Source organism: Pseudomonas sp. NPDC086251, from assembly GCF_044746405.1.
In the GTDB taxonomy this organism is placed as follows: domain Bacteria; phylum Pseudomonadota; class Gammaproteobacteria; order Pseudomonadales; family Pseudomonadaceae; genus Aquipseudomonas.
Genome location: NZ_JBIVBY010000005.1, coordinates 119,997 through 140,066 on the forward strand (window position 1 = coordinate 119,997; position 20,070 = coordinate 140,066).

16 protein-coding genes are annotated in these 20,070 nt (G+C 60.5%); all 16 read left to right on the forward strand.

The features are described from left to right. Positions 1-160 precede the first annotated feature (160 nt). The 16 genes from tssA to ACIPL2_RS08790 all read left to right on the forward strand — a co-directional run bounded on the left by tssA (position 161) and on the right by ACIPL2_RS08790 (position 19,937). Complete coding sequence (tssA, locus tag ACIPL2_RS08715; protein ID WP_401354996.1) at positions 161-1,717, forward strand: type VI secretion system protein TssA; 1,557 nt, start codon at positions 161-163, stop codon at positions 1,715-1,717. 32 nt (positions 1,718-1,749) lie between these two features. After that, entirely contained in the window at positions 1,750-2,265 is a 516-nt protein-coding gene (gene tssB, locus ACIPL2_RS08720; protein ID WP_401354998.1) for a type VI secretion system contractile sheath small subunit, read from the forward strand. Between the two features lie 26 nt (positions 2,266-2,291). After that, positions 2,292-3,797: a type VI secretion system contractile sheath large subunit gene (gene tssC, locus ACIPL2_RS08725; protein ID WP_401355001.1), complete on the forward strand. Its 1,506-nt coding sequence runs from the start codon at positions 2,292-2,294 to the stop codon at positions 3,795-3,797. After that, the gene (gene tssE / locus ACIPL2_RS08730; RefSeq protein ID WP_401355003.1) at positions 3,794-4,219 is read left to right on the forward strand and encodes a type VI secretion system baseplate subunit TssE; all 426 of its coding nucleotides are present in this window, start codon (positions 3,794-3,796) and stop codon (positions 4,217-4,219) included. The genes tssC and tssE overlap by 4 nt, the downstream gene beginning before the upstream one ends. Further along, on the forward strand, positions 4,209-5,996 hold the full coding sequence (gene tssF / locus ACIPL2_RS08735; RefSeq protein WP_401355005.1) for a type VI secretion system baseplate subunit TssF: 1,788 nt from the start codon (positions 4,209-4,211) through the stop codon (positions 5,994-5,996). The genes tssE and tssF overlap by 11 nt, the downstream gene beginning before the upstream one ends. Further along, a complete protein-coding gene (gene tssG, locus ACIPL2_RS08740) occupies positions 5,960-6,967 on the forward strand; it encodes a type VI secretion system baseplate subunit TssG (RefSeq protein WP_401355008.1) in 1,008 nt (335 codons plus the stop codon). The genes tssF and tssG overlap by 37 nt, the downstream gene beginning before the upstream one ends. Positions 6,968-6,980: 13 nt before the next feature. Continuing rightward, positions 6,981-9,629, forward strand: coding sequence for a type VI secretion system ATPase TssH (tssH, locus tag ACIPL2_RS08745; protein WP_401355010.1), 2,649 nt, complete (start codon positions 6,981-6,983; stop codon positions 9,627-9,629). A gap of 124 nt (positions 9,630-9,753) precedes the next feature. Further along, a complete protein-coding gene (locus ACIPL2_RS08750) occupies positions 9,754-9,894 on the forward strand; it encodes a type VI secretion protein (RefSeq protein WP_401355013.1) in 141 nt (46 codons plus the stop codon). 17 nt (positions 9,895-9,911) lie between these two features. Then, positions 9,912-11,105 (forward strand): type VI secretion system-associated FHA domain protein TagH, encoded by a 1,194-nt coding sequence (gene tagH / locus ACIPL2_RS08755; RefSeq protein WP_401355015.1) that lies wholly within the window; start codon positions 9,912-9,914, stop codon positions 11,103-11,105. A gap of 5 nt (positions 11,106-11,110) precedes the next feature. After that, positions 11,111-11,611 (forward strand): type VI secretion system lipoprotein TssJ, encoded by a 501-nt coding sequence (gene tssJ / locus ACIPL2_RS08760; RefSeq protein WP_401355018.1) that lies wholly within the window; start codon positions 11,111-11,113, stop codon positions 11,609-11,611. Between the two features lie 2 nt (positions 11,612-11,613). Then, the gene (tssK, locus tag ACIPL2_RS08765; RefSeq protein WP_401355020.1) at positions 11,614-12,945 is read left to right on the forward strand and encodes a type VI secretion system baseplate subunit TssK; all 1,332 of its coding nucleotides are present in this window, start codon (positions 11,614-11,616) and stop codon (positions 12,943-12,945) included. 5 nt (positions 12,946-12,950) lie between these two features. Continuing rightward, positions 12,951-13,826: a type IVB secretion system protein IcmH/DotU gene (gene icmH, locus ACIPL2_RS08770; protein WP_401355022.1), complete on the forward strand. Its 876-nt coding sequence runs from the start codon at positions 12,951-12,953 to the stop codon at positions 13,824-13,826. Between the two features lie 13 nt (positions 13,827-13,839). Further along, positions 13,840-17,364, forward strand: a complete 3,525-nt coding sequence (gene tssM / locus ACIPL2_RS08775) for a type VI secretion system membrane subunit TssM (protein ID WP_401355025.1) — start codon at positions 13,840-13,842, stop codon at positions 17,362-17,364. Next, positions 17,364-18,092, forward strand: coding sequence for a PP2C family protein-serine/threonine phosphatase (locus tag ACIPL2_RS08780; RefSeq protein ID WP_401355028.1), 729 nt, complete (start codon positions 17,364-17,366; stop codon positions 18,090-18,092). Before tssM ends, ACIPL2_RS08780 begins: the two co-directional genes overlap by 1 nt. Continuing rightward, positions 18,089-19,123, forward strand: coding sequence for a serine/threonine-protein kinase (locus ACIPL2_RS08785; protein WP_401355030.1), 1,035 nt, complete (start codon positions 18,089-18,091; stop codon positions 19,121-19,123). The genes ACIPL2_RS08780 and ACIPL2_RS08785 overlap by 4 nt, the downstream gene beginning before the upstream one ends. A 301-nt stretch (positions 19,124-19,424) precedes the next feature. Further along, positions 19,425-19,937, forward strand: coding sequence for an Hcp family type VI secretion system effector (locus ACIPL2_RS08790; RefSeq protein WP_401355032.1), 513 nt, complete (start codon positions 19,425-19,427; stop codon positions 19,935-19,937). Positions 19,938-20,070: the final 133 nt, after the last annotated feature.

Here is a 20,070-nt window from a genome sequence, read left to right on the forward strand (position 1 = left end):
TCCATGGTCTGCGATGCCGGTGGGCGGCGACCTACCGCTGCCGGTCCCGTCGTTAAATATTTTTGATTTGTTTTGATTCGATTAATCCAGATCTGCGCTGGAATACTAAGGGGGGTTAATAGCTTCGGCTCTCTATTTCAATCTACGTCGAAGGCCCTGGATGTCCTACGCGGATACGCTCTATAAGCATTACCTCGATCTTGCTAAATGTGCTGTTCTTACGGAAAGCTTTGCGGGTGAAGACAGTCGCTTTTCGAACGAAATCGAGGCGTTAGAGCAAGAGTTGGCCAAAGCGTCGTCCATGCACCAACGTGGACCCATCGATTGGTTCAAAATTCGCGAAGACAGTGAAGCGGTACTGCGCACCCAATCCAAGAATCTACGGGTTGCTGCGTGGCTGACCTGGGCTCTGTACGAGTGTGAATCCTTTCAGGGTTTGCTGGCCGGTCTTGGTCTGCTGCATTACTTGTGCGAGAGCCATTGGGCCGAAATTCATCCAGCCAAAGCCAGAACCCGCGCCGCCGCCATCAGCTGGCTGGTGCCGCGCCTTGAGCAGGTGCTGAACGAAAACATCGCGATCAAAGAGCAGCTGCCGCTGTTCCGCCGTCTGGTGGAACATCTGGAAGGCCTCGATGCCGCCTGCACCGAGCACCTGGGCGACGACGCGCCGCTGCTGCTGCCGATCTCCCGTCGCCTGAAAACCATGGTCCAGCGCGCCGCCGACAACCAACCGGAACCCGGTGTGGTCGGTGCCGCCGTGGCGCAGGTCAAACAAGCCGCGACTCAGTTGTTCACCCCCGGCGCCCCGATCGATAACGAAAAAGAAGCCCACAAGGCGTTGCGCGCGCAGCAGGAAAACGCCCGCCCGTTGTGCGCCTGGTGGCTCAAACAGAAAGCCACCGACATGCGTGCCTTGCGCCTCAATCGCACGCTGCTGTGGTTACCGATCGACGCCGTCCCCGAACGCAATGCCGAACACATCACCGTTTTGCGCGGCTTGCCGGCTGACAAGCTCAAGGCCTATCAGGACCGATACGACCAGGCCAAATATGCCGACTTGCTGGTGGAGCTGGAGGCGAGCCTGGCGAAGGCGCCGTTCTGGTTCGATGGCCAGCGCATGGTCTGGGAATGCCTCCAGTGCCTGAATGCCGAGATGGCGATGCGCGAAGTGGAAATCCACTTCGCGCTTTTGATTCAGCGCCTGCCCGGCATCATCGAATTGCGTTTCCATGACGGCGCCCCGTTCGCTGATCCGGCCACTCGCGCCTGGATCAGCGCTAACGTCATGCCGCACCTGCAAACCGCCAGTGCGCCACGCAAGGTCGAAGTCGCCGACACCCAGCCAGCCTGGGAAGTGGCGCTGGAAGAAGTCCTGCCGATTTTGCGCAAGGACGGCCTCAAGGCCGCGGTGCAAATTCTCAAGCAGGGTTTGCAAAGCGCCCACGGTGGACGCGTCCGATTCTTCTGGCAGTTCGCCCTGGCGCGGCTGTGTTTCATGGCCAAGAAATACGAACTGGCCAAGACCCAACTCGAAACACTCGACCAAACATTACAGGACTCAGGCCTGAACGCCTGGGAGCCCGATCTTGCGCTGGAAGTGCTGCATTTACTGCATAGCTGCTGCGAGTTGTTGCCGCAGAACCATGCCGTACGTGAACGCAAGGAAGAGATTTATCGCAGGCTGTGCCACCTCGATCTCGAAGTGGTACTCGAATAGGCCCCAGGGCCACAACCGCAAGGAGAAAAGCCATGGCCAAAGAAGGCTCGGTAGCCCCCAAGGAACGCATCAACGTCACGTTCAAACCTGCCACCGGTGGTGCCCAGGAAGAGATCGAACTGCCGTTGAAACTACTGGCAATCGGTGACTACACCCACCGCAAGGACGAACGCAAAGTCGAAGATCGCAAGCCGATCAGCATCGACAAGATGACGTTTGACGAAGTGCTGGCCAAGCAAGAGCTGAGCCTGACACTGAGCGTGCCGAACCGTCTTCAGGAAGAAAGCGACACTGAAGAACTGGCCGTGAAACTGCGCGTCAACTCGATGAAGGACTTCAACCCGGCCTCGCTGGTCGAGCAAGTGCCTGAGCTGAAAAAACTGATGGAACTGCGCGACGCGCTGGTGGCCCTCAAAGGCCCGCTGGGTAACGCGCCTGCGTTCCGCAAAGCCATCGAAGGCGTTCTCGCCGACGACGAATCCCGCGGTCGCGTACTGGGTGAGCTGGGCCTGAACGCCGCAGCCCAGGACGCCCCCCAGAACGTCTGAGCCACCATCAGCCAAGGAAGCCAACAATGAGCACTAGCGCAGCACAGCAAAAGAGCAAAGAGAACGGCGAATACAGCATTCTCAACAGCATCATCGCCGAAACCCGCCTGACGCCGGACGACGAAGCCTACGACATCGCCAAGCGCGGTGTGTCGGCTTTCATCGAAGAGCTGCTCAAGCCGCAAAACAACGGTGAGCCGGTCAAGAAGGCCATGGTTGACCGCATGATCGCCGAGATCGATGCCAAGCTCAGCCGCCAGATGGACGAAATCCTGCACCACCCTGACTTCCAGTCCCTGGAATCGTCGTGGCGTGGTCTGCAGTTGCTGGTCGACCGCACCAACTTCCGCGAAAACATCAAGATCGAAATCCTCAACGTCTCCAAAGAAGACCTGCTGGACGATTTCGACGATTCGCCGGAAGTGATGCAATCGGGTCTGTACAAGCACATCTACACCGCTGAATACGGCCAGTTCGGTGGTCAGCCGGTGGGCGCGATCATCGCCAACTACTTCATGTCCCCAAGCTCGCCGGACGTGAAACTGATGCAGTACGTGTCCAGCGTTGCCTGCATGTCCCACGCGCCGTTCATTGCTGCGGCCGGCCCGAAATTCTTCGGCCTGGAAAGCTTCACCGGCCTGCCGGACCTGAAGGATCTGAAAGATCACTTCGAAGGCCCGCAATTCGCCAAATGGCAGAGCTTCCGCCAGTCGGAAGACTCCCGTTACGTTGGCCTGACCGTGCCGCGTTTCCTGCTGCGTAACCCGTACGACCCGGAAGAAAACCCGGTCAAGTCGTTCGAGTACAAAGAAACCGTCGCCAACAGCCACGAGCACTACCTGTGGGGCAACACGGCCTACGCGTTCGGCACCAAGCTGACCGACAGCTTCGCCAAATTCCGCTGGTGCCCGAACATCATCGGCCCGCAGAGCGGTGGCGCGGTTGAAGACTTGCCGTTGCACCATTTCGAAAGCATGGGCGAAATCGAAACCAAGATTCCTACCGAGGTATTGGTTAGCGACCGTCGTGAATACGAACTGGCCGAGGAAGGCTTCATCTCCCTGACCATGCGCAAAGGCTCCGACAACGCGGCGTTCTTCTCCGCGAGCTCGGTGCAGAAGACGAAGTTCTTCGGCATCAGCGCTGAAGGCAAGGCTGCGGAGCTGAACTACAAGCTCGGCACTCAACTGCCGTACATGATGATCGTCAACCGCCTGGCTCACTACTTGAAAGTGCTGCAGCGCGAGCAACTCGGTTCGTGGAAAGAACGTACCGACCTCGAGCTGGAACTGAACAAGTGGATCCGCCAGTACGTGGCTGACCAGGAAAACCCGAGCGCCGAAGTCCGTGGTCGTCGTCCACTGCGCGCTGCCCAGATCATCGTCAGTGATGTTGAAGGCGAGCCTGGCTGGTACCGCGTCAGCCTGAACGTGCGCCCGCACTTCAAGTACATGGGTGCCGATTTCACCCTGTCACTGGTGGGCAAGCTGGACAAAGAGCCTACGTACGACGGATATAAAAAACGCCCATGATCGGATACGGCAGCCTTTTCGAACGCCTGGGTGGCGAGGCGGACAAACGCGCCGGCTGGAGCCGCGAAGTTTGCGCCACGGCGTCGGTGGCTGCCCATCTGGCCAAGATGCTCAGCACCCGTGCGGGCAGCGTGCAGACGCTGCCCGCTTACGGGCTACCCGATCTCAATGACATGCGCCTGAGCCTGCACGACTCTTTGAGTCAGGCTCGCCTGGCCATCGAAAGCTTCATCGAAGCCTACGAACCGCGCCTGAGCAACGTGCGTGTCATTTCCCTGCCGCGTGATGACGATCAGCTGCGCCTGTCCTTCAGCATCGAAGGCCTGCTGGAAGTTGATGGTTTCAAACGCCAGGTCAGTTTCGCCGCGTGCCTGGATGGCAGCGGCCAAGTCAAGGTCAACCAGGGAAACCATGGCTTTTAATCACTACTACCAAAACGAACTCACCGCGCTTCGCGAGCTCGGTCGTCGATTCGCCGAGCGTAGCCCGGCGTTGGCGCCTTTCCTCGGTCAGGCTGGGCGGGATCCGGACGTGGAGCGGTTGCTGGAGGGGTTTGCGTTCCTCACCGGGCGCCTGCGTCAGAAGCTCGATGACGAATTGCCGGAACTCAGCCATTCCCTGATGCACCTGCTGTGGCCCAACTACATGCGACCGTTGCCGGCGTTCAGCATTTTGCAGTTCGACCCGTTGAAGCGTTCGGGTCCGGCGCTGAGGGTTGACCGCGATACGCCGGTCGAGAGCAAGCCAATCGATGACGTGCGTTGCCGCTTTCGCACCTGCTACCCGACCGACGTATTGCCGCTGGATCTGGCCGCGCTGAATTACTCGGTGAAGGGCGACGGTTCGCTGTTGAGCCTGCGGCTGAAGATGAGTGCCGACGGTCACCTCGGCGAGCTGGAACTGAGTCGTCTGCGCCTGCACTTCGCCGGCGAGCGCTACATCAGCCAGATGCTGTACCTCAGCCTTTTGCGCAATCTGGACGGCATCGAACTGATCCCGCTGGATGGCGCCGGCCAGCCGATCGATGGCGTCAGCGGCAAACCGATGGCGTTCAAGATGCCCGGCGACCGAGTGCAGCCGGTGGGTTTTGCCGAAGAAGAAGCGTTGATCCCGTATCCGCTGAACACCTTCCGTGGCTACCGCTACCTGCAGGAATATTTCGCCTTCCAGGACAAGTTCCTGTTCGTCGATATCAACGGTCTGGACCTGCTCAAGGCCTTGCCGGAAGACACGCTCAAGCAGATGCGCGGCCTCGAATTGCGCTTCGACATTCGCAAGAGCGGCATCCAGCGCCTGCGTCCGACGCTGGACAACGTGAAGCTCTACTGCACGCCGATCGTGAACCTGTTCAAGCACGATGCATTGCCGATCCGCCTCGACGGCAAGCAGGACGAATACTTGCTGCTGCCAGCCGAATACGATCTGGAAAACTGCGGTGTGTTCTCGGTGGAAACCGTCACCGGCTGGAAGCCCGGCGGCCTTGGCTATCAGGAATACGTGCCGTTCGAATCGTTCGAGCACGACCTGAGTTTCGACGTGCCCACCAGCCGTCCGCACTACAGCATTCGCCAGCGTTCGTCCTCGTTGCACGACGGCCTTGACACTTACCTGAGCTTCGGCATCCGTCACACCGAAGCCCACGAAACCCTGTCGATCGAGCTGATGTGCACCAACCAGAATTTGCCGCGCAAGCTCAAGCTCGGTGACATCAGCCAGGCCTGCGAAGAAACGCCGGAGTTTTTGAGTTTCCGCAACATCACTCCGGCCACGCCGAGTTACGCGCCGCCGCTGAACCGTGACTTCCTCTGGAAGCTGATCAGCAACATGTCGCTCAACTACCTGTCCCTGGCTGACGTCAATGCGTTGAAGGTGATTCTCGAAACCTACGACTTGCCGCGCTACTACGACCAACACGCTGAAAAAGTCAGCAAACGCCTGCTGGGCGGGCTCAAGTCGATCAAGCACCAGCACGTCGATCGACTGCACCGAGGGTTGCCGGTACGCGGGTTGCGCACCGAGCTGACCATCGACCCGGAAGGGTATATCGGCGAGGGCGACCTGTTCGTTTTCGCCTCGGTTCTTAACGAGTTTTTCGCGCTTTACGCCAGTCTCAATTCGTACCACGAGCTGCGGGTAAAAAGCACACAGGGAGAGGTGTACCAATGGACACCACGTATGGGCCTTCAGCCGCTTCTTTAAGCGGACTGACCCGAGGAATACGCGAGTACTCGCTGTTTCAGGCCGTGCTGCTGGTGGTTGACCGGCTGCGCGAGGCCCACCCGCACCTGAGCCAGGACGATCTGTATGACCAGCTCGAATTCCAGGCCAACCCGAGCCTGGGCTTCCCGGGCAGTGACGTCGATCGCGTGGAGTTTTTCCACGAGCACGGGCACATGCGCGCGCGCCTGCGTTTCAACCTGATCGGCCTGGTCGGCTCCGGTTCGCCGCTGCCGGCGTTCTACGGTGAACAAGCCCTGGGCGACAGCGAGGACGGCAACCCGACCCGCAACTTCCTCGACCTGTTCCACCATCGCCTGCAACGGCTGATGCTGCCGATCTGGCGCAAGTACCGCTACCGCGCCAGTTTCGAGAGCGGCGCCCTCGACCCGTTCTCGGCGCAACTGTTTGCCTTGATCGGCCTCGGTGGCGAAGAGATCCGCAAGGCCCAGGAACTGAACTGGAAACGCCTGCTGCCGTACCTCGGTTTGCTCAGCTTGCGGGCGCACTCGGCGGCGCTGATCGAAGCGGTGCTGCGTTACTACTTCAAGCATGCCGAACTGACCATCGAGCAGTGCATCGAGCGCCGCGTGGAAATTCTCGACGAGCAGCGCAATCGTTTGGGCCGCGCCAACAGCCTGCTCGGCGAAGACCTGGTGCTGGGCGAACACGTGCGCGATCGCAGCGGCAAATTCCGCATCCACATCCGCGAGCTCGACTGGCAACGCTTCCACGAATTTCTGCCGATCGGTTTCGGCTACCAGCCGCTGTGCGCGCTGGTGCGGTTCACCCTGCGTGACCCGCTTGATTACGACATTCGCCTGGTGTTGCGCCAGGAAGAAATCCGCGAGCTGCGCATCGGTGAGCAAAACGCCTGTCGCCTGGGATGGACCAGTTGGCTGGGCCGCGAAAAAGCGGACGGCGTGGTGACCCTGGGCAGCAAAATTCATTAAGGACAGATGACCAATGATCAACGTAGACCTGCAACAACTTATCCAGGCGCTGGACGCCGAAACCCGTCGTGATCTGGAAAGTTCGGCCGAGCGTTGCGTCGCCCGTGGCGGCAGCAAAATCCTCGTCGAAGACTTGCTGCTCGGCCTGCTGGAGCGTCCGCAAGGCCTGCTCGCACGCGCGCTGCAAGACGCCGAAGTGGATGCCGGCGAACTGAGCGCCGCGTTGCAATCGCGGGTCGAGCACAGCGCCTCGCGCAACCCGGTGTTCGCCCCGGAACTGGTGCAGTGGCTGCAAGACGCGTTGCTGGTCGCCAACCTTGAACTGGGCCGGAGCCAGGTCGAGCAGGCCGCGTTGATCCTCGCGCTGCTGCGCAACCCGATGCGCTACGCCGGCAGCCGCTACCAGTCGTTGCTGGCCAAGCTGAACATCGAGCGCCTGAAAGAATTCGCCCTGTCGCAGAAAGAGCAACCGGCCACCGGCAAACCGGCCGTTCCCGGCGAATCGCTGCTGGAGCGCTTCACGCATAACCTCACTCAACAGGCTCGCGACGGCAAACTCGACCCGGTGCTGTGCCGCGATGGCGCGATTCGCCAGATGGTCGACATCCTCGCCCGTCGCCGCAAGAACAACCCGATCGTGGTTGGTGAAGCCGGGGTTGGTAAGACTGCGATCGTCGAAGGCCTGGCCTCGCGCATTGCCGCCGGTGAAGTGCCGCAAGTCTTGAAAGGCGTGGAGCTGCTGTCGCTGGACATGGGCTTGCTGCAAGCGGGCGCCAGCGTCAAAGGCGAATTCGAACGTCGCCTCAAAGGCGTGATCGACGAAGTCAAAGCCTCGCCGAAACCGATCATCCTGTTCATCGACGAAGCCCACACGCTGATCGGCGCGGGCGGCAATGCCGGCGGATCCGATGCGGCCAACCTGCTCAAGCCAGCCCTGGCCCGAGGCGAGTTACGCACCATCGCTGCCACTACTTGGGCGGAATACAAAAAATACTTCGAGAAAGACCCGGCCCTGGCCCGTCGCTTCCAGCCGGTGCAACTGCACGAACCGACCGTCAGCGAAGCGGTGACCATCCTCCGTGGTCTGGCTCAGGTCTACGAGAAGAGCCACGGCATCTACCTCCGGGATGACGCGGTGGTTGCGGCGGCCGAGTTGTCTGCCCGCTACCTCGCAGGCCGTCAGCTGCCGGACAAAGCCGTCGACGTCCTCGACACCGCGTGCGCCCGCGTACGCATCAGCCTCGCCGCCGCCCCAGAAAGCCTTGAGCGCCTGCGTGGCGAGCTGGCCGAAGGTGGCCGTCAGCGCCAGGCCCTGCGGCGTGATGCCGAGGCTGGTTTGCTGATCGATCACGAAGCGCTGGACGCGTTGGAAGATCGACTGGCTACTGCCGAAGAGGAAAGGGTTGCGCTGGAAACCCTGTGGACCGAACAGAAAGAACTGGCCGAGCGCCTGCTGGATCTGCGTCAGCAACTGGCCAAGGCGCGCGAAGTTGCCGCCGCCGAGCCAATCGTCACGGTTGAAGAAGACGCCGAAGGCACCGTGATCGAAACGCTGCCGGTGGACGAAGCGCACAGCGTCGAAACCCTGGAAGCCGCACTCAACGACACGCACAAAGCGCTGACCGAGCTTCAGGTCAAAGAACGTCTGGTGAGCTTCGAAGTCTGCCCACGTCTGGTCGCCGAAGTGATCAGCGCCTGGACCGGCGTGCCATTGGCGCAACTGGCCCGTGAACACAACGCCAAGGTCGCCAGCTTCGCCACCGACCTGCGCACGCGCATTCGTGGCCAGGAACAAGCCGTTCACGCGCTGGACCGCTCGATGCGCGCCACCGCTGCCGACCTGAACAAACCTGACGCACCGGTCGGCGTGTTCCTGCTGGTCGGCCCGAGCGGCGTCGGCAAGACCGAAACCGCGCTGGCCCTCGCTGACTTGCTGTATGGCGGTGATCGTTTCCTCACCACCATCAACATGTCCGAGTTCCAAGAGAAGCACACCGTGTCGCGCCTGATCGGTGCGCCACCGGGCTACGTCGGTTACGGCGAAGGCGGCATGCTCACCGAAGCCGTGCGCCAGAAACCGTACTCGGTCGTGTTGCTGGATGAGGTCGAAAAAGCCGACCCGGACGTGCTGAACCTGTTCTACCAAATCTTCGACAAAGGCGTGGCCAACGACGGCGAAGGGCGCGAGATCGACTTCCGCAACACGTTGATCCTGATGACCTCGAACCTGGGCAGCGACCGCATCAGCGAGCTCTGCGAAAGCGGCGCACGCCCATCGGCCGAAGTCCTCGAAGAAACCATTCGCCCGGTACTCAGCAAGCACTTCAAACCGGCGCTGCTGGCGCGGATGCGCGTGGTGCCTTACTACCCGGTCGGTGGCCCGGTGCTGCGCGAGTTGATCGAGATCAAACTCGGTCGTCTGGGCGAACGCCTGAACCGTCGTCAGCTGGATTTCACGTATTCCCAGGACCTCGTCGACCATTTGGCCGAACGCTGCACCCAAAGCGACAGCGGCGCGCGGTTGATCGACCATTTGCTCGACCTGCACGTACTGCCGCTGGTGGCCGACCGCTTGCTCGACGCGATGGCCAGCGGTGAAAGCCTCAAGCGGGTCAACGCGACGCTCGACGGCGACGGCGGCGTGATCTGCAAATTCGCCTGAAGCTTATCCCCGCGACGTCGATGGCGAGGTAACACACCGTCGATGTTCCCGGTTCCCGACTTTCGTTCCTCGGAGCGCACCCAACAGGGGCTGCGTCTTGCTTGGTTTTACTGGAGACCTTTTGATGTCTGTCCGTCACTGGCACGCCTTCCTGCTGGCCCTCGTCGTTCTACTCTGCCTCGGCGGCTGTAGCGGTAACTACAAATATAACGACAACCTCTATCGCCCATTGGGTGATCCGCAGGCGGTCAGTCGCGGTAAGTGACCCCAAGGAGTATCACCATGGAACTGGTTTTCGAAATATTGAACACCAAGCAATTCGTGCCCCCGGAGTTGTGCCTGAAGACCTTCAAGCAGACTGGCGGCCTGATTGGCCGGGGCGAGGATTGCGACTGGATCATCCCGGACCGTAAACGTCACTTGTCCAACCATCACGCCTCGATCAGCTACCGCGATGGCACGTTTTTCCTGACCGATACCAGCAGCAACGGTATCCAGGACAACGCAAGCGGCGCACGCCTGCGCAAGGGCGAAGCGATGCGCATCGAACATGGCAGTCTTTATGTGTTGGGTGATTTCGAGATCCGCGCACGGCTGGTCCGTGATCCGGCGACCTTCAACGCCGACATCGGCCGTCCGCAGCCTGCGGGCAGCATCATTCCCGACGACGCCTTTCTGGAGCTCGACCCGCTGAACACGCTCGATCAGCAGGAGCGTGCGTATTCGGAAATCGACGAACTGATTTCTCCCGGCACTGCCCTCGAGGACAGCGGTCGGCGCGCCGACTACGCACGCATCGACATGGAAAACCTGACGGTCCCGCAGCTGATCGACGCCCCGGCGGCGGCGCCTGTCCCGGCGCCGAAAGTGCTGGAGCGGCAGAGCGAAGGATTCTGGGAACACTTTGGCGCCGCGCTGGGTGTCGACCTCAAAGGCCTCGACCACGACGCTCGCGAAGCCATGGCGCTCAAGGCCGCGTGCCTGCTCAAGCAAAGCATCGGCGGTGTGCAGCAAAGCCTGCGCACCCGCAGCGAGCTGAAACACGAACTGCGTCTGGCGCAGACCACGGTGCAAGGCACTCAGAGAAATCCGTTGAAATTCGCTGTCGATGCCGGTGAAGCACTGGGCATTTTATTGCAGCCGAACAAGTCGAGCCAGTTGCCGGCCGAGCAGGCCATCTCCCGCGCCTTCCGTGATTTGCAGGCGCATCAGGTGGCGCTGTTGACCGCCAGCCGAGCCGCCGTGCGCGGCACGCTGGAGCATTTCTCGCCGCAGCAATTGACGTTGCGTTTCGAGCGCGACAACACGTCGTTGCTGGCCACTTCTGGCAGCCGCTGGCGAGCGTATGGCCGTTATCACCATGCCCTGCGTCAAGACGATGACTGGAGCGAACGCCTGATGGCCCGGGACTTTGCTCAGGCGTACGAAGAACAGATTAGGCTGATTGCCACCCTTCACACCGACCACCAAGGATGATGCGCATGTCTCGCTGCTCGACCGCTTTTTTCAAAACACTGACAGCGTTCGCGGTGCTGGTGCTGCTGGCCGGTTGCTCGTCGTTGTCGCCGTATTCCCACGTCACCAAGGTCAACCTCAAGCTCACCGCCGGTGACCAGTTGAACCCGGACCTCAACGGGCGGCCTTCGCCGATCGTCGTGCGTCTGTTTGAGCTCAAGCACCCGGTGACGTTTGAGAACGCCGATTTCTTCAGTCTGTACGAGCACGCCAAGGAATCGCTGGCACCAGACCTGGTGGCCAGCGAGGAGCTGGAGCTGCGCCCGGATGAGACCGTCGAGCTCAAGCTCAGTGTGCAAGAGGGCAGCCGCTACGTTGGCATTCTGGCGGCCTATCGCGATCTACCGGAAACCAAGTGGCGTTACACGGTGCAGGTCACCCCGGTGGAAGTCACCGAGGCCGACCTGACTCTCGATCAGGCGGGCATTCGCATTAGCTACGACACGCTCGCCAAGGCGGATGACTGATCATGAATTTGCATAAAGTCATTTGGCAGGAAGGCATGCTGCTGCGCCCGCAACATTTCCAACACAATGATCGTTACTACGACCACCAGATGAAGACCCGCACGCAACTGTTAGGCAGCTACACCTGGGGTTTCCTCGATCTGGACTTCGATGTGCAGTACCTCAACATGGGCAAACTGGTGATCCGCCGGGCCTCGGGGGTTCTGCCAGACGGCAGCTTGTTCGAACTCGGCGGCAACACCGAACCGTTGGTGCTGGACGTGCCGCCTGAAACCGGCAACACACCGATCTATCTGGCACTGCCGCTGGTGACCGAGAACCACATCGAGGCGCGCCGTCCCGAACAATCTGACGTGCTGGCGCGTTACACCGTGTACGAAGCGCAAGTGGCCGACTCCAATACCGGCGACGATTGCATCAGTCAGGTCAGCTGCGGCCGCCCAGACTTCAAACTGTTGCTCGGCGAGCGGCAGAGCGACCAGGCCTACGTGAAGCTGAAGGTTTGCCAAGTGCTCGGCACCACGCCCGCCGGCGTGATCAGCCTAGACCCTGATTTCGTGCCGGCCTACCTTCAGGCGCATGCCTCCAGCTACCTGCTGTCTTGCCTGAAAGAAGTGATCAGCCTACTCGGTCACCGTGGCGACACCATCGCCGAGCGCATCCGCTCCACCGGCAAGGTCGGTGGAGCGGAAGTCGGCGACTTCATGATGTTGCAATTGATCAACCGCACCGAATTGTTGCTGCGTCACTACCTTGGCCTACAACAGGTTCACCCGGAAGAGTTGTACCGCACGCTGCTGACCATGCTCGGCGATCTCGCGACCTTTTCCAACGACAGCAAACGCCCGCGCCTGGACAGTCGTTACCAACACAGCGATCAGGGCGCGAGCTTTCGCAAGCTGATGGATGCGATCCGTCAGGTATTGTCAATGGTGCTCGAGCAGCACGCCATTGAACTGGTCCTGCAAGCGCGTCAATACGGGATCACCGTTGCGCCGTTGCACGATCACACACTGCTTGGCTCGGCCTCGTTTGTGCTCGCGGCCAGTGCCGACTGCGACTCTGAAGAGTTGCGCCACCGCTTGCCGACTCACCTCAAGGTCGGCCCGGTGGAGCGCATCCGCGAGCTGGTCAACCTGCAACTGCCGGGCATCAAGGTCAAAGCATTGCCGGTGGCGCCGCGGCAGATCGCGTTCCACTCCAACAAAACCTATTTCATCCTCGAACTCAGCTCCGAAGACCTGGCACACCTCGAGCGCTCCGGCGGCTTCGCGTTCCACGTGTCCGGAGAATTCGCCGAGCTTGAACTGAAATTCTGGGCCATCAGGAACTGACCGACATGATCAAGGACATGAAACACCATCAGGACGATAAAACCGTCTTGCTCGACCGCCAGGGCCACGGCCCGGCGGCGAGTCCGCTGACCGATTTCGCCGCGCCACCGCGGTTTGAACAATTGGAAGAACGGATGATCTACGCCGCGCGCCTGCGGCCGGCGCAAACGTTCAACATCAGCCTCAATGCTCTAGTGGCCGCAGCATCCGAGTTGTTGTCGGACGTAGTGCGGCTCAAACACAGCGACGCTCACGACGACCTGCATGCGCTCAAACAAAGCCTGTCGAGCGAACTGAACCTATTTGAGGCGCGGGCACTGCACAACGGGGTCGAAAGCAGCCAGGTGATGGCCGCGCGTTACGTGCTCTGCACGGTGGTTGACGAAGCCGTGGTGACAACGCCGTGGGGCAACGACAGCGAGTGGTCGCAGATGAGCTTGCTCAGTAGCTTCCACAACGAAACATTCGGCGGCGAGAAGTTCTTCGGATTGCTGGATCGCCTGAGCAAAAACCCGGCCAAGCACCTGCCGATGCTGGAATTGATGTACCTGTGTCTGGCGCTTGGTTTCGAGGGCAAGTACCGCGTGCAAACGCGCGGCATGCTCGAACTTGAAGGCATTCGCGACGCCTTGTATCGGCAAATTCGTCAGCTGCACGGCGACGTGCCGCGCGAGTTGTCGCCACATTGGGAAGGCCTGAACGATCAGCGCCGTAGCCTGGTGCGCATCGTACCGGCGTGGATGGTGGTGCTGTTCACCGTGGTCTGCCTGGTGGTGATGTACTCGGGCTTCGCCTGGGTCTTGGGCGAACAACGCGAGACCGTTCTGCAACCTTATCAGCCGCTTGATCCGGCCGCGGTCCAGCCGCAGTCGAAGCTGTAAACAGGGGCGTGTGATGAAAGAGTTTTTCAAGAAAGTCGGTGCGTTCTTGCGTCAGACCTGGGTCTGGACCTTGCTGCTGGTGCTGTTCGTCGCGCTGCTGGTGTGGTTTGTCGGGCCGTTGTTAGCGGTCGATGACTACAAGTTCTGGGAAGGTTCGACCTCCCGCCTGCTGACCATCAGTGCGCTGTGCCTGATCTGGGGCCTGACCATGGTCTTCGTCAGTTGGCGCGCCGGTCTGCGCAAGAAAGCCATCGAAGACAGCGAAGACGGCCAGGAGCGCATCCGCCGGGAAGAGCAGATCGACCAAGAGCGCAAAGAGCTTCGCGCACGCTTCAAGAAGGCGTTGCGCACGCTAAAGACCTCGAGTCTCTATCGCGGGCGCAGCGAACGCTGGCGCAGTGATTTGCCGTGGTACTTGCTGATCGGTCCACAAAGCAGCGGTAAGACCAGTTTGCTGGACTTCTCGGGCCTTGAGTTTCCGATCAACAAGGTTGACCGCAAACTGACCCGTGACACCCAGGGCACGCGTCATTGCGACTGGTACTTCGCCGACCACGGTGTGCTGATCGACACCGCCGGGCGTTACCTGACCCAGACTGACAAGGAAGTGGACGGCAACGCCTGGCACACCTTGCTCGAGCTGCTGGGCAAGCGTCGTCGCAACCGGCCGTTGAACGGTGTGCTGGTGACCATTCCCGTGGAGACGCTGCTTGGCGAGACCGAGAAGGGTTTGGAGGTCGTAGCCCGTCAGGTGCGTACGCGCCTGCAGGATGTGCATCAGAAACTGCACGTCGATGTGCCGATCTATCTGGTACTGAGCAAGGCGGACACGCTGCTCGGTTTCGACGAGTTCTTCGACCAACTGACCCGCGAAGAAAGCGATCAGGTGCTCGGCACCAGTTTTCGCAGAGCACAGAGCGGCGCCGATGTGACCGTGCTGCGCGCCGAGTTCGAGGAACTGCTGCGTCGCCTGAACAGCCAGGTGATCATGCGCATACACCAGGAGCGCGACACTCAGCGCCGTGGCCGCATCCTCGATTTCCCGCATCAACTGGGGCAGATCGGCGAGCGCTTGTGCCTGTTCGTCGACATGGCGTTCACCGGCAACCGCTATCAGCGCGTCAGTCAGTTGCGCGGTTTCTACCTGACCAGCGCACCGCACCTAACCGAGGAAATGGACCCGGACGCCGCCATCGGCGCGACCTCGGAGTTCAAATCTGGCGTACTGCCGACCCTGCGCAGTGGTCGCTCGCGGTTCATCCACCACCTGTTCAGCCGGGTGATTTTCCCCGAAGCCGATCTGGCCGGTCTGGACAAGCGCGAACGCCGCCGCATCCAGTGGGGCCAACGTGCGTTGTACGTCGGCGCATTGGCAGCCCTCGCGCTGTTCGGCATGCTGTGGGCGGGCGGTTTCTCCGCCAACTATAAGCGATTGGAAAACCTGCACAACTTGGCGACCCACTGGATGCAACAGCGCGTGGCCCTGACCGCGCGTGATGATTCAACGGCGGTGCTCAAGGTTCTCGACACGAGTTACGCGGCGACCCAGGTGTTCCCGAAAAAAGGCGACGTGTCGTACTACGAGCGCAGCGGGCTGTACCAAGGTGAAGACGTCAATCCGCTAGTCAAGGACGCCTACGAGCGCGAGCTGGAAGCGCAACTGCTGCCGAAGGTCGCAACGCTGCTGGAAGGCCAAATCCACGCCAACATGAACGATCGCCAGCGACTGTTCAACAGCTTACGTGCGTACTTGATGCTGAACATGAGTGATCGGCGCGATAGCGCGTGGCTGAAGGATTGGGTTGCCACTGACTGGTCCCAGCGTTACACCGGCAACACGGCGGTGCAGAACGGTTTGAACACGCATTTCGAGCGTTTGCTCCAGCAGCCATTTATCTACCCGCTGAATGATCAACTGGTGGCGCAGGCACGTCAGGTACTGCGCAGCGAGTCGCTGGCGAACGTGGTTTACCGGATGCTGCGCGAGCAGGCTCGCAACCTGCCGCAATACCGCTTGAGCCAACACCTCGGCCCACAAGGCGCGCTGTTCGTCGGCACCGATTACGTGATCCCGGGCTTCTACACCCAAAAGGGCCATCAGCAATATTTTTCAATACAGGGCGCGGCGCTGGTCACCGACATCCTGCAGGACAACTGGGTGCTGGGCGAAGGCGCGGGCATCAGCGGCATGGACTTGCGTCGCTTGATGGTCGAGCTGGAGCAATTGTATTTCCGCGACTACGCCAACTTCTGGGGCGAAGCGATCGGCCAGATCGCGCTGGCGACCGTTAGGAATTTTGACGAGGACGCCGACCAACTGGCGGGCCTGACCTCAGCTAACTCGCCAGTTGTGCAGCTGTTAGTGGCGATACGTGAAAATACCCGCTTCCCGTTGCCTACTGACAGTGCGCAAAACGCAGCCGATGCTGCCGGAAAACTAGTTGATTCGGGCGGAGCGCTGGGCAAACTCACCGCCGTTGTAGCAGACCAAGCGTCTGGTGCCCTGGTGAAAAGCGTTCCGGATACCGCCAGGAACGCCATGCAACGCCGCTTTGAACCGTTGCATCGTTTGCTGGATGAAAACAACGGCCCGGCCGCTGATTTGACCTCTGCGTTAAATGCACTTAACGACCTGCAACTGCAGATGGCTAGCCTGGCCCGCTCCAGTGCGCCGGAGCAGGCGGCATTGGAATGGGCTAAGACCCGTATGGGCGGGCAGCGTGATGCGCTGAGCAGCTTGCGTATAGCATCGGTTCGTCTGCCGCGGCCGGTCAGCGTGTGGTTCAACGTACTGGCTGACGATACTTGGTGCCTGGTGCTGAACGATGCCTACCAGTACCTCAATCAGCGTTATCAGAGCGAGCTGTACAGCTTCTACGGCAAGGCGATCAACAAGCGTTACCCGTTCAGCGCCCACAGCACCAGCGATGTGGCGATCAGCGACTTCCGCGAGTTCTTCAAAGCGCAGGGCATCGCCGATCGCTTCTTCGATAACTACATGCGTCCGTTCGTCAGTGGTGATCCTGGCAACTATCGGCTGCGCAGTCTCGACGGTCACAGTCTGCCGATTTCCAAGGTTTACCTCGACCAAATGGCCGCGGCGCAAGTGATTCGCCAGAGCTTCTTCTCGATCAACCCGGCCGAGCCGCAAGTGCAGTTCAAGCTGGAGCCGTACACCCTTGATCCGGCGGTCAGCCGTTCCGAGTTCAAATTCGGCGACAAGACCCTCGAATACCGCCACGGTCCGATCGTGCCGGTGGCGTTCAAGTGGCCGACCGATGCTGAAGACGGTCGCACCAGCCTGGTCATGGACCACATCGCTGGCCGCCCGATCGGCATTGAGAAAAACACCGGTCCATGGTCGCTGTTCCGCTTGTTCGATCTGATGCAGACCGAGTACCTGAGCGGTCGCGACGTACTGGTTCTGAAGGCTGACGTGGGCGGCCTGCGCGCCAACTACCTGCTGTCGAGCCAGCGCACGCCGAACCCGTTCGACATGGGCGTGCTGCGCACCTTTCGTATGCCGGTGCAGCTCTGATGCAGGTTGCCAGTCCCTGGCGCAGCGCTGCGCGTACCGACGCCGGCAAGGTGCGGGCGCGCAACGAGGATGCGTTTCTTGACTGCCCACAGCAGGGGCTGTGGGTGGTTGCGGACGGCATGGGCGGTCATCAGGGGGGCGATATTGCCAGCAAGTTGATCGTCGCCAGCCTGGCGGAATTGCCGGTGCAGGATGACTTCGACGAACGACTCAAAGGCATCCGCCAGTGTTTGCACTGGCTGAACCGCCGCTTGGGTCAAGAGTTGACTGTCACTGCCGGGCGCCACGACAGCATCATGGGCAGCACCGTCGTGGCGCTGCTGGTGGACGGTAATCGCGCGGCCTGCATCTGGGCCGGCGACAGCCGCTGCTACCTGTGGCGCAACAAGCGCTTGTATCAGTTGTCAAGGGACCATTCGTTGCAACAGCAACTGATCGACGAGCAACACATGAGCGTCAAGGACGCGCGCGCACATCCAGCTGCTCATGCGCTGACCCGCGCAATCGGAGCCGCCGAGCAACTGAAGTTGGACGTGCTTGAGATCCAAGTGTATCCGAGTGATGTTTTTCTGTTGTGCAGCGACGGTTTGTACCAAGGGCTCAGCAGCGATGCCTTGGGCAATGCCTTGAGCCTGACCGCGCCGCACGTCGCGCTGGAGCATCTGTTCGACGGCGCGCTGCGTGGCTCGGCCCGGGACAACCTGACTGCCGTGGTGATCCGCCAATGACCCAACTCATGCCGCCGATCGACGACCTGCTGGTGAGCGAAGAGCAAGCCAATAACCTGACTTACTTTGCGTTCGCAACGCCGCTAAACGGAAAGCCGCGTACCGCAGAGCCTGTGCAGGTGCCAACCAGAGCCAGCATCGGAGAACTGCCCGACGTGCTCGCAGGCCGTTACCGCATCGAGCGTCTGCTCGGCGCCGGTGGCATGGGTGCGGTCTACCGCGCACGAGACTTGCTGAGCGAACAGTTCGGCGATCCCGACCCTTACATCGCGCTGAAAATCCTCAGCGAAGAATTTGCCGAATCGCCGGACGCCAGCGCCTTGCTCTACAGCGAGTTCGCCCTGACCCGACGCCTGCGCCACGACAACGTGCTGCGCCCGCACACCTTTGAAGTCGACACCGACTGCCAGCGTGCCTTCATCACCATGGAACTCATGCGTGGGCTGACCCTGGACAAATTACTCTGTGAGCGGCCCTTGGGCCTGCCATGGAAAGAACTGCGCGACATCGTGCTGCCGCTGCTCGACGCACTGGCCCACGCCCACGCGCGCGGCGTGCTGCACGGCGACATGAAACCGAGCAACGTGATGCTCAGCGAAGAAGGCGTGCGCCTGTTCGACTTCGGTCTGGGCCAGGCCGAAGAAGGCATCCTGCCCGGCCTGCCGCACCTGAGCCGCGAGCGTTTCAACGCCTGGACCCCGGGCTATGCCGCCCCGGAACTGCTCGAAGGCCAGCCGCTGTCGGCGAGCGCCGATGTCTACGGCGTGGCGTGCGTGCTTTACGAATTGGCCAGCGGCAAACACCCGTTCCGCCGCTTGCCCTCGACCGAGGCCCGCGACGCCCGACTTGACCGCGAGCTGCACGCCCCGCGCAATCTACCGAAACACTGCTGGCCAGCCCTGCGCACGGCGCTGGCATTCGATGCGGCCGATCGCACGATCACCGCCGCACAACTGCGTAGCGCCATGGGCACCACGTCGACCTGGCGGCAACGCTCGGCATTCCGACGTAGCAACACATTCTGGTACTAGCACGACCGTTGTGGAGGAAACCTCGACGAGCGGGCTCCTCATTTTCTACGATCATGGCAGCAGCGCTTTTTGACCATTTTTGACGGTTATTAATTGTCTTTAATTTTTGAATCTCGCTAGGGTTCTGCGGGGTTATTTTGCGGGTTGGCGGCCTAGTGCGGGTGGAGGATCGCCCTGTATTTGGCCCAAGCGCTAAACGATTAGTAAGTGATTATAAAAAACTGGATATACAGCGGCCTTCACCAAGATCCGGAAGGCAATTGCGCATTCTGGCCTCAATTTTTTAACAAGGAGAGTCTCCATGGCAACACCTGCCTACATGTCCATCACCGGTACCAAACAAGGTCTGATCACCGCCGGCGCGTTCACCGCTGATTCGGTTGGCAATACGTATCAGGAAGGGCATGAAGACCAAGTCATGGTTCAGGGATTTAGCCACGACGTGAGCATTCCACGCGACGCACACTCAGGCCAACCCACCGGTCAACGCGTCCACAAGCCAGTCAAGATCACCAAAGTTTTTGACAAAGCGTCTCCACTGTTGTTAACCGCGCTAACCACGGGCGAGCGCCTGACCGAGGTCACCATTCAGTGGTACCGCACCTCCGCCGCTGGCACTCAAGAGCACTATTTCACCACCAAGCTGGAAGACGCCATTATCGTCGACATCAAAGATTACATGCTTAACTGCCAAGACCCGTCGAATGCACATTTCACGCACCTGCAGGACGTAGCATTCACTTTCCGCAAAATCACCTGGACGCACGAGGTATGCGGTACTTCGGGTTCCGATGATTGGCGTGCCCCCGTCTGACCCTAACTCTCGTTCGATTGAGTTAAGCCATCAGCCAAGTGCACTTGGCCGATGGCGTTTGCATCACTACATTTTCTTGCGTGCGCTGCGTGCCCTCATTGGGTCGGAACGCATTTGTGCATTGCATACAGGG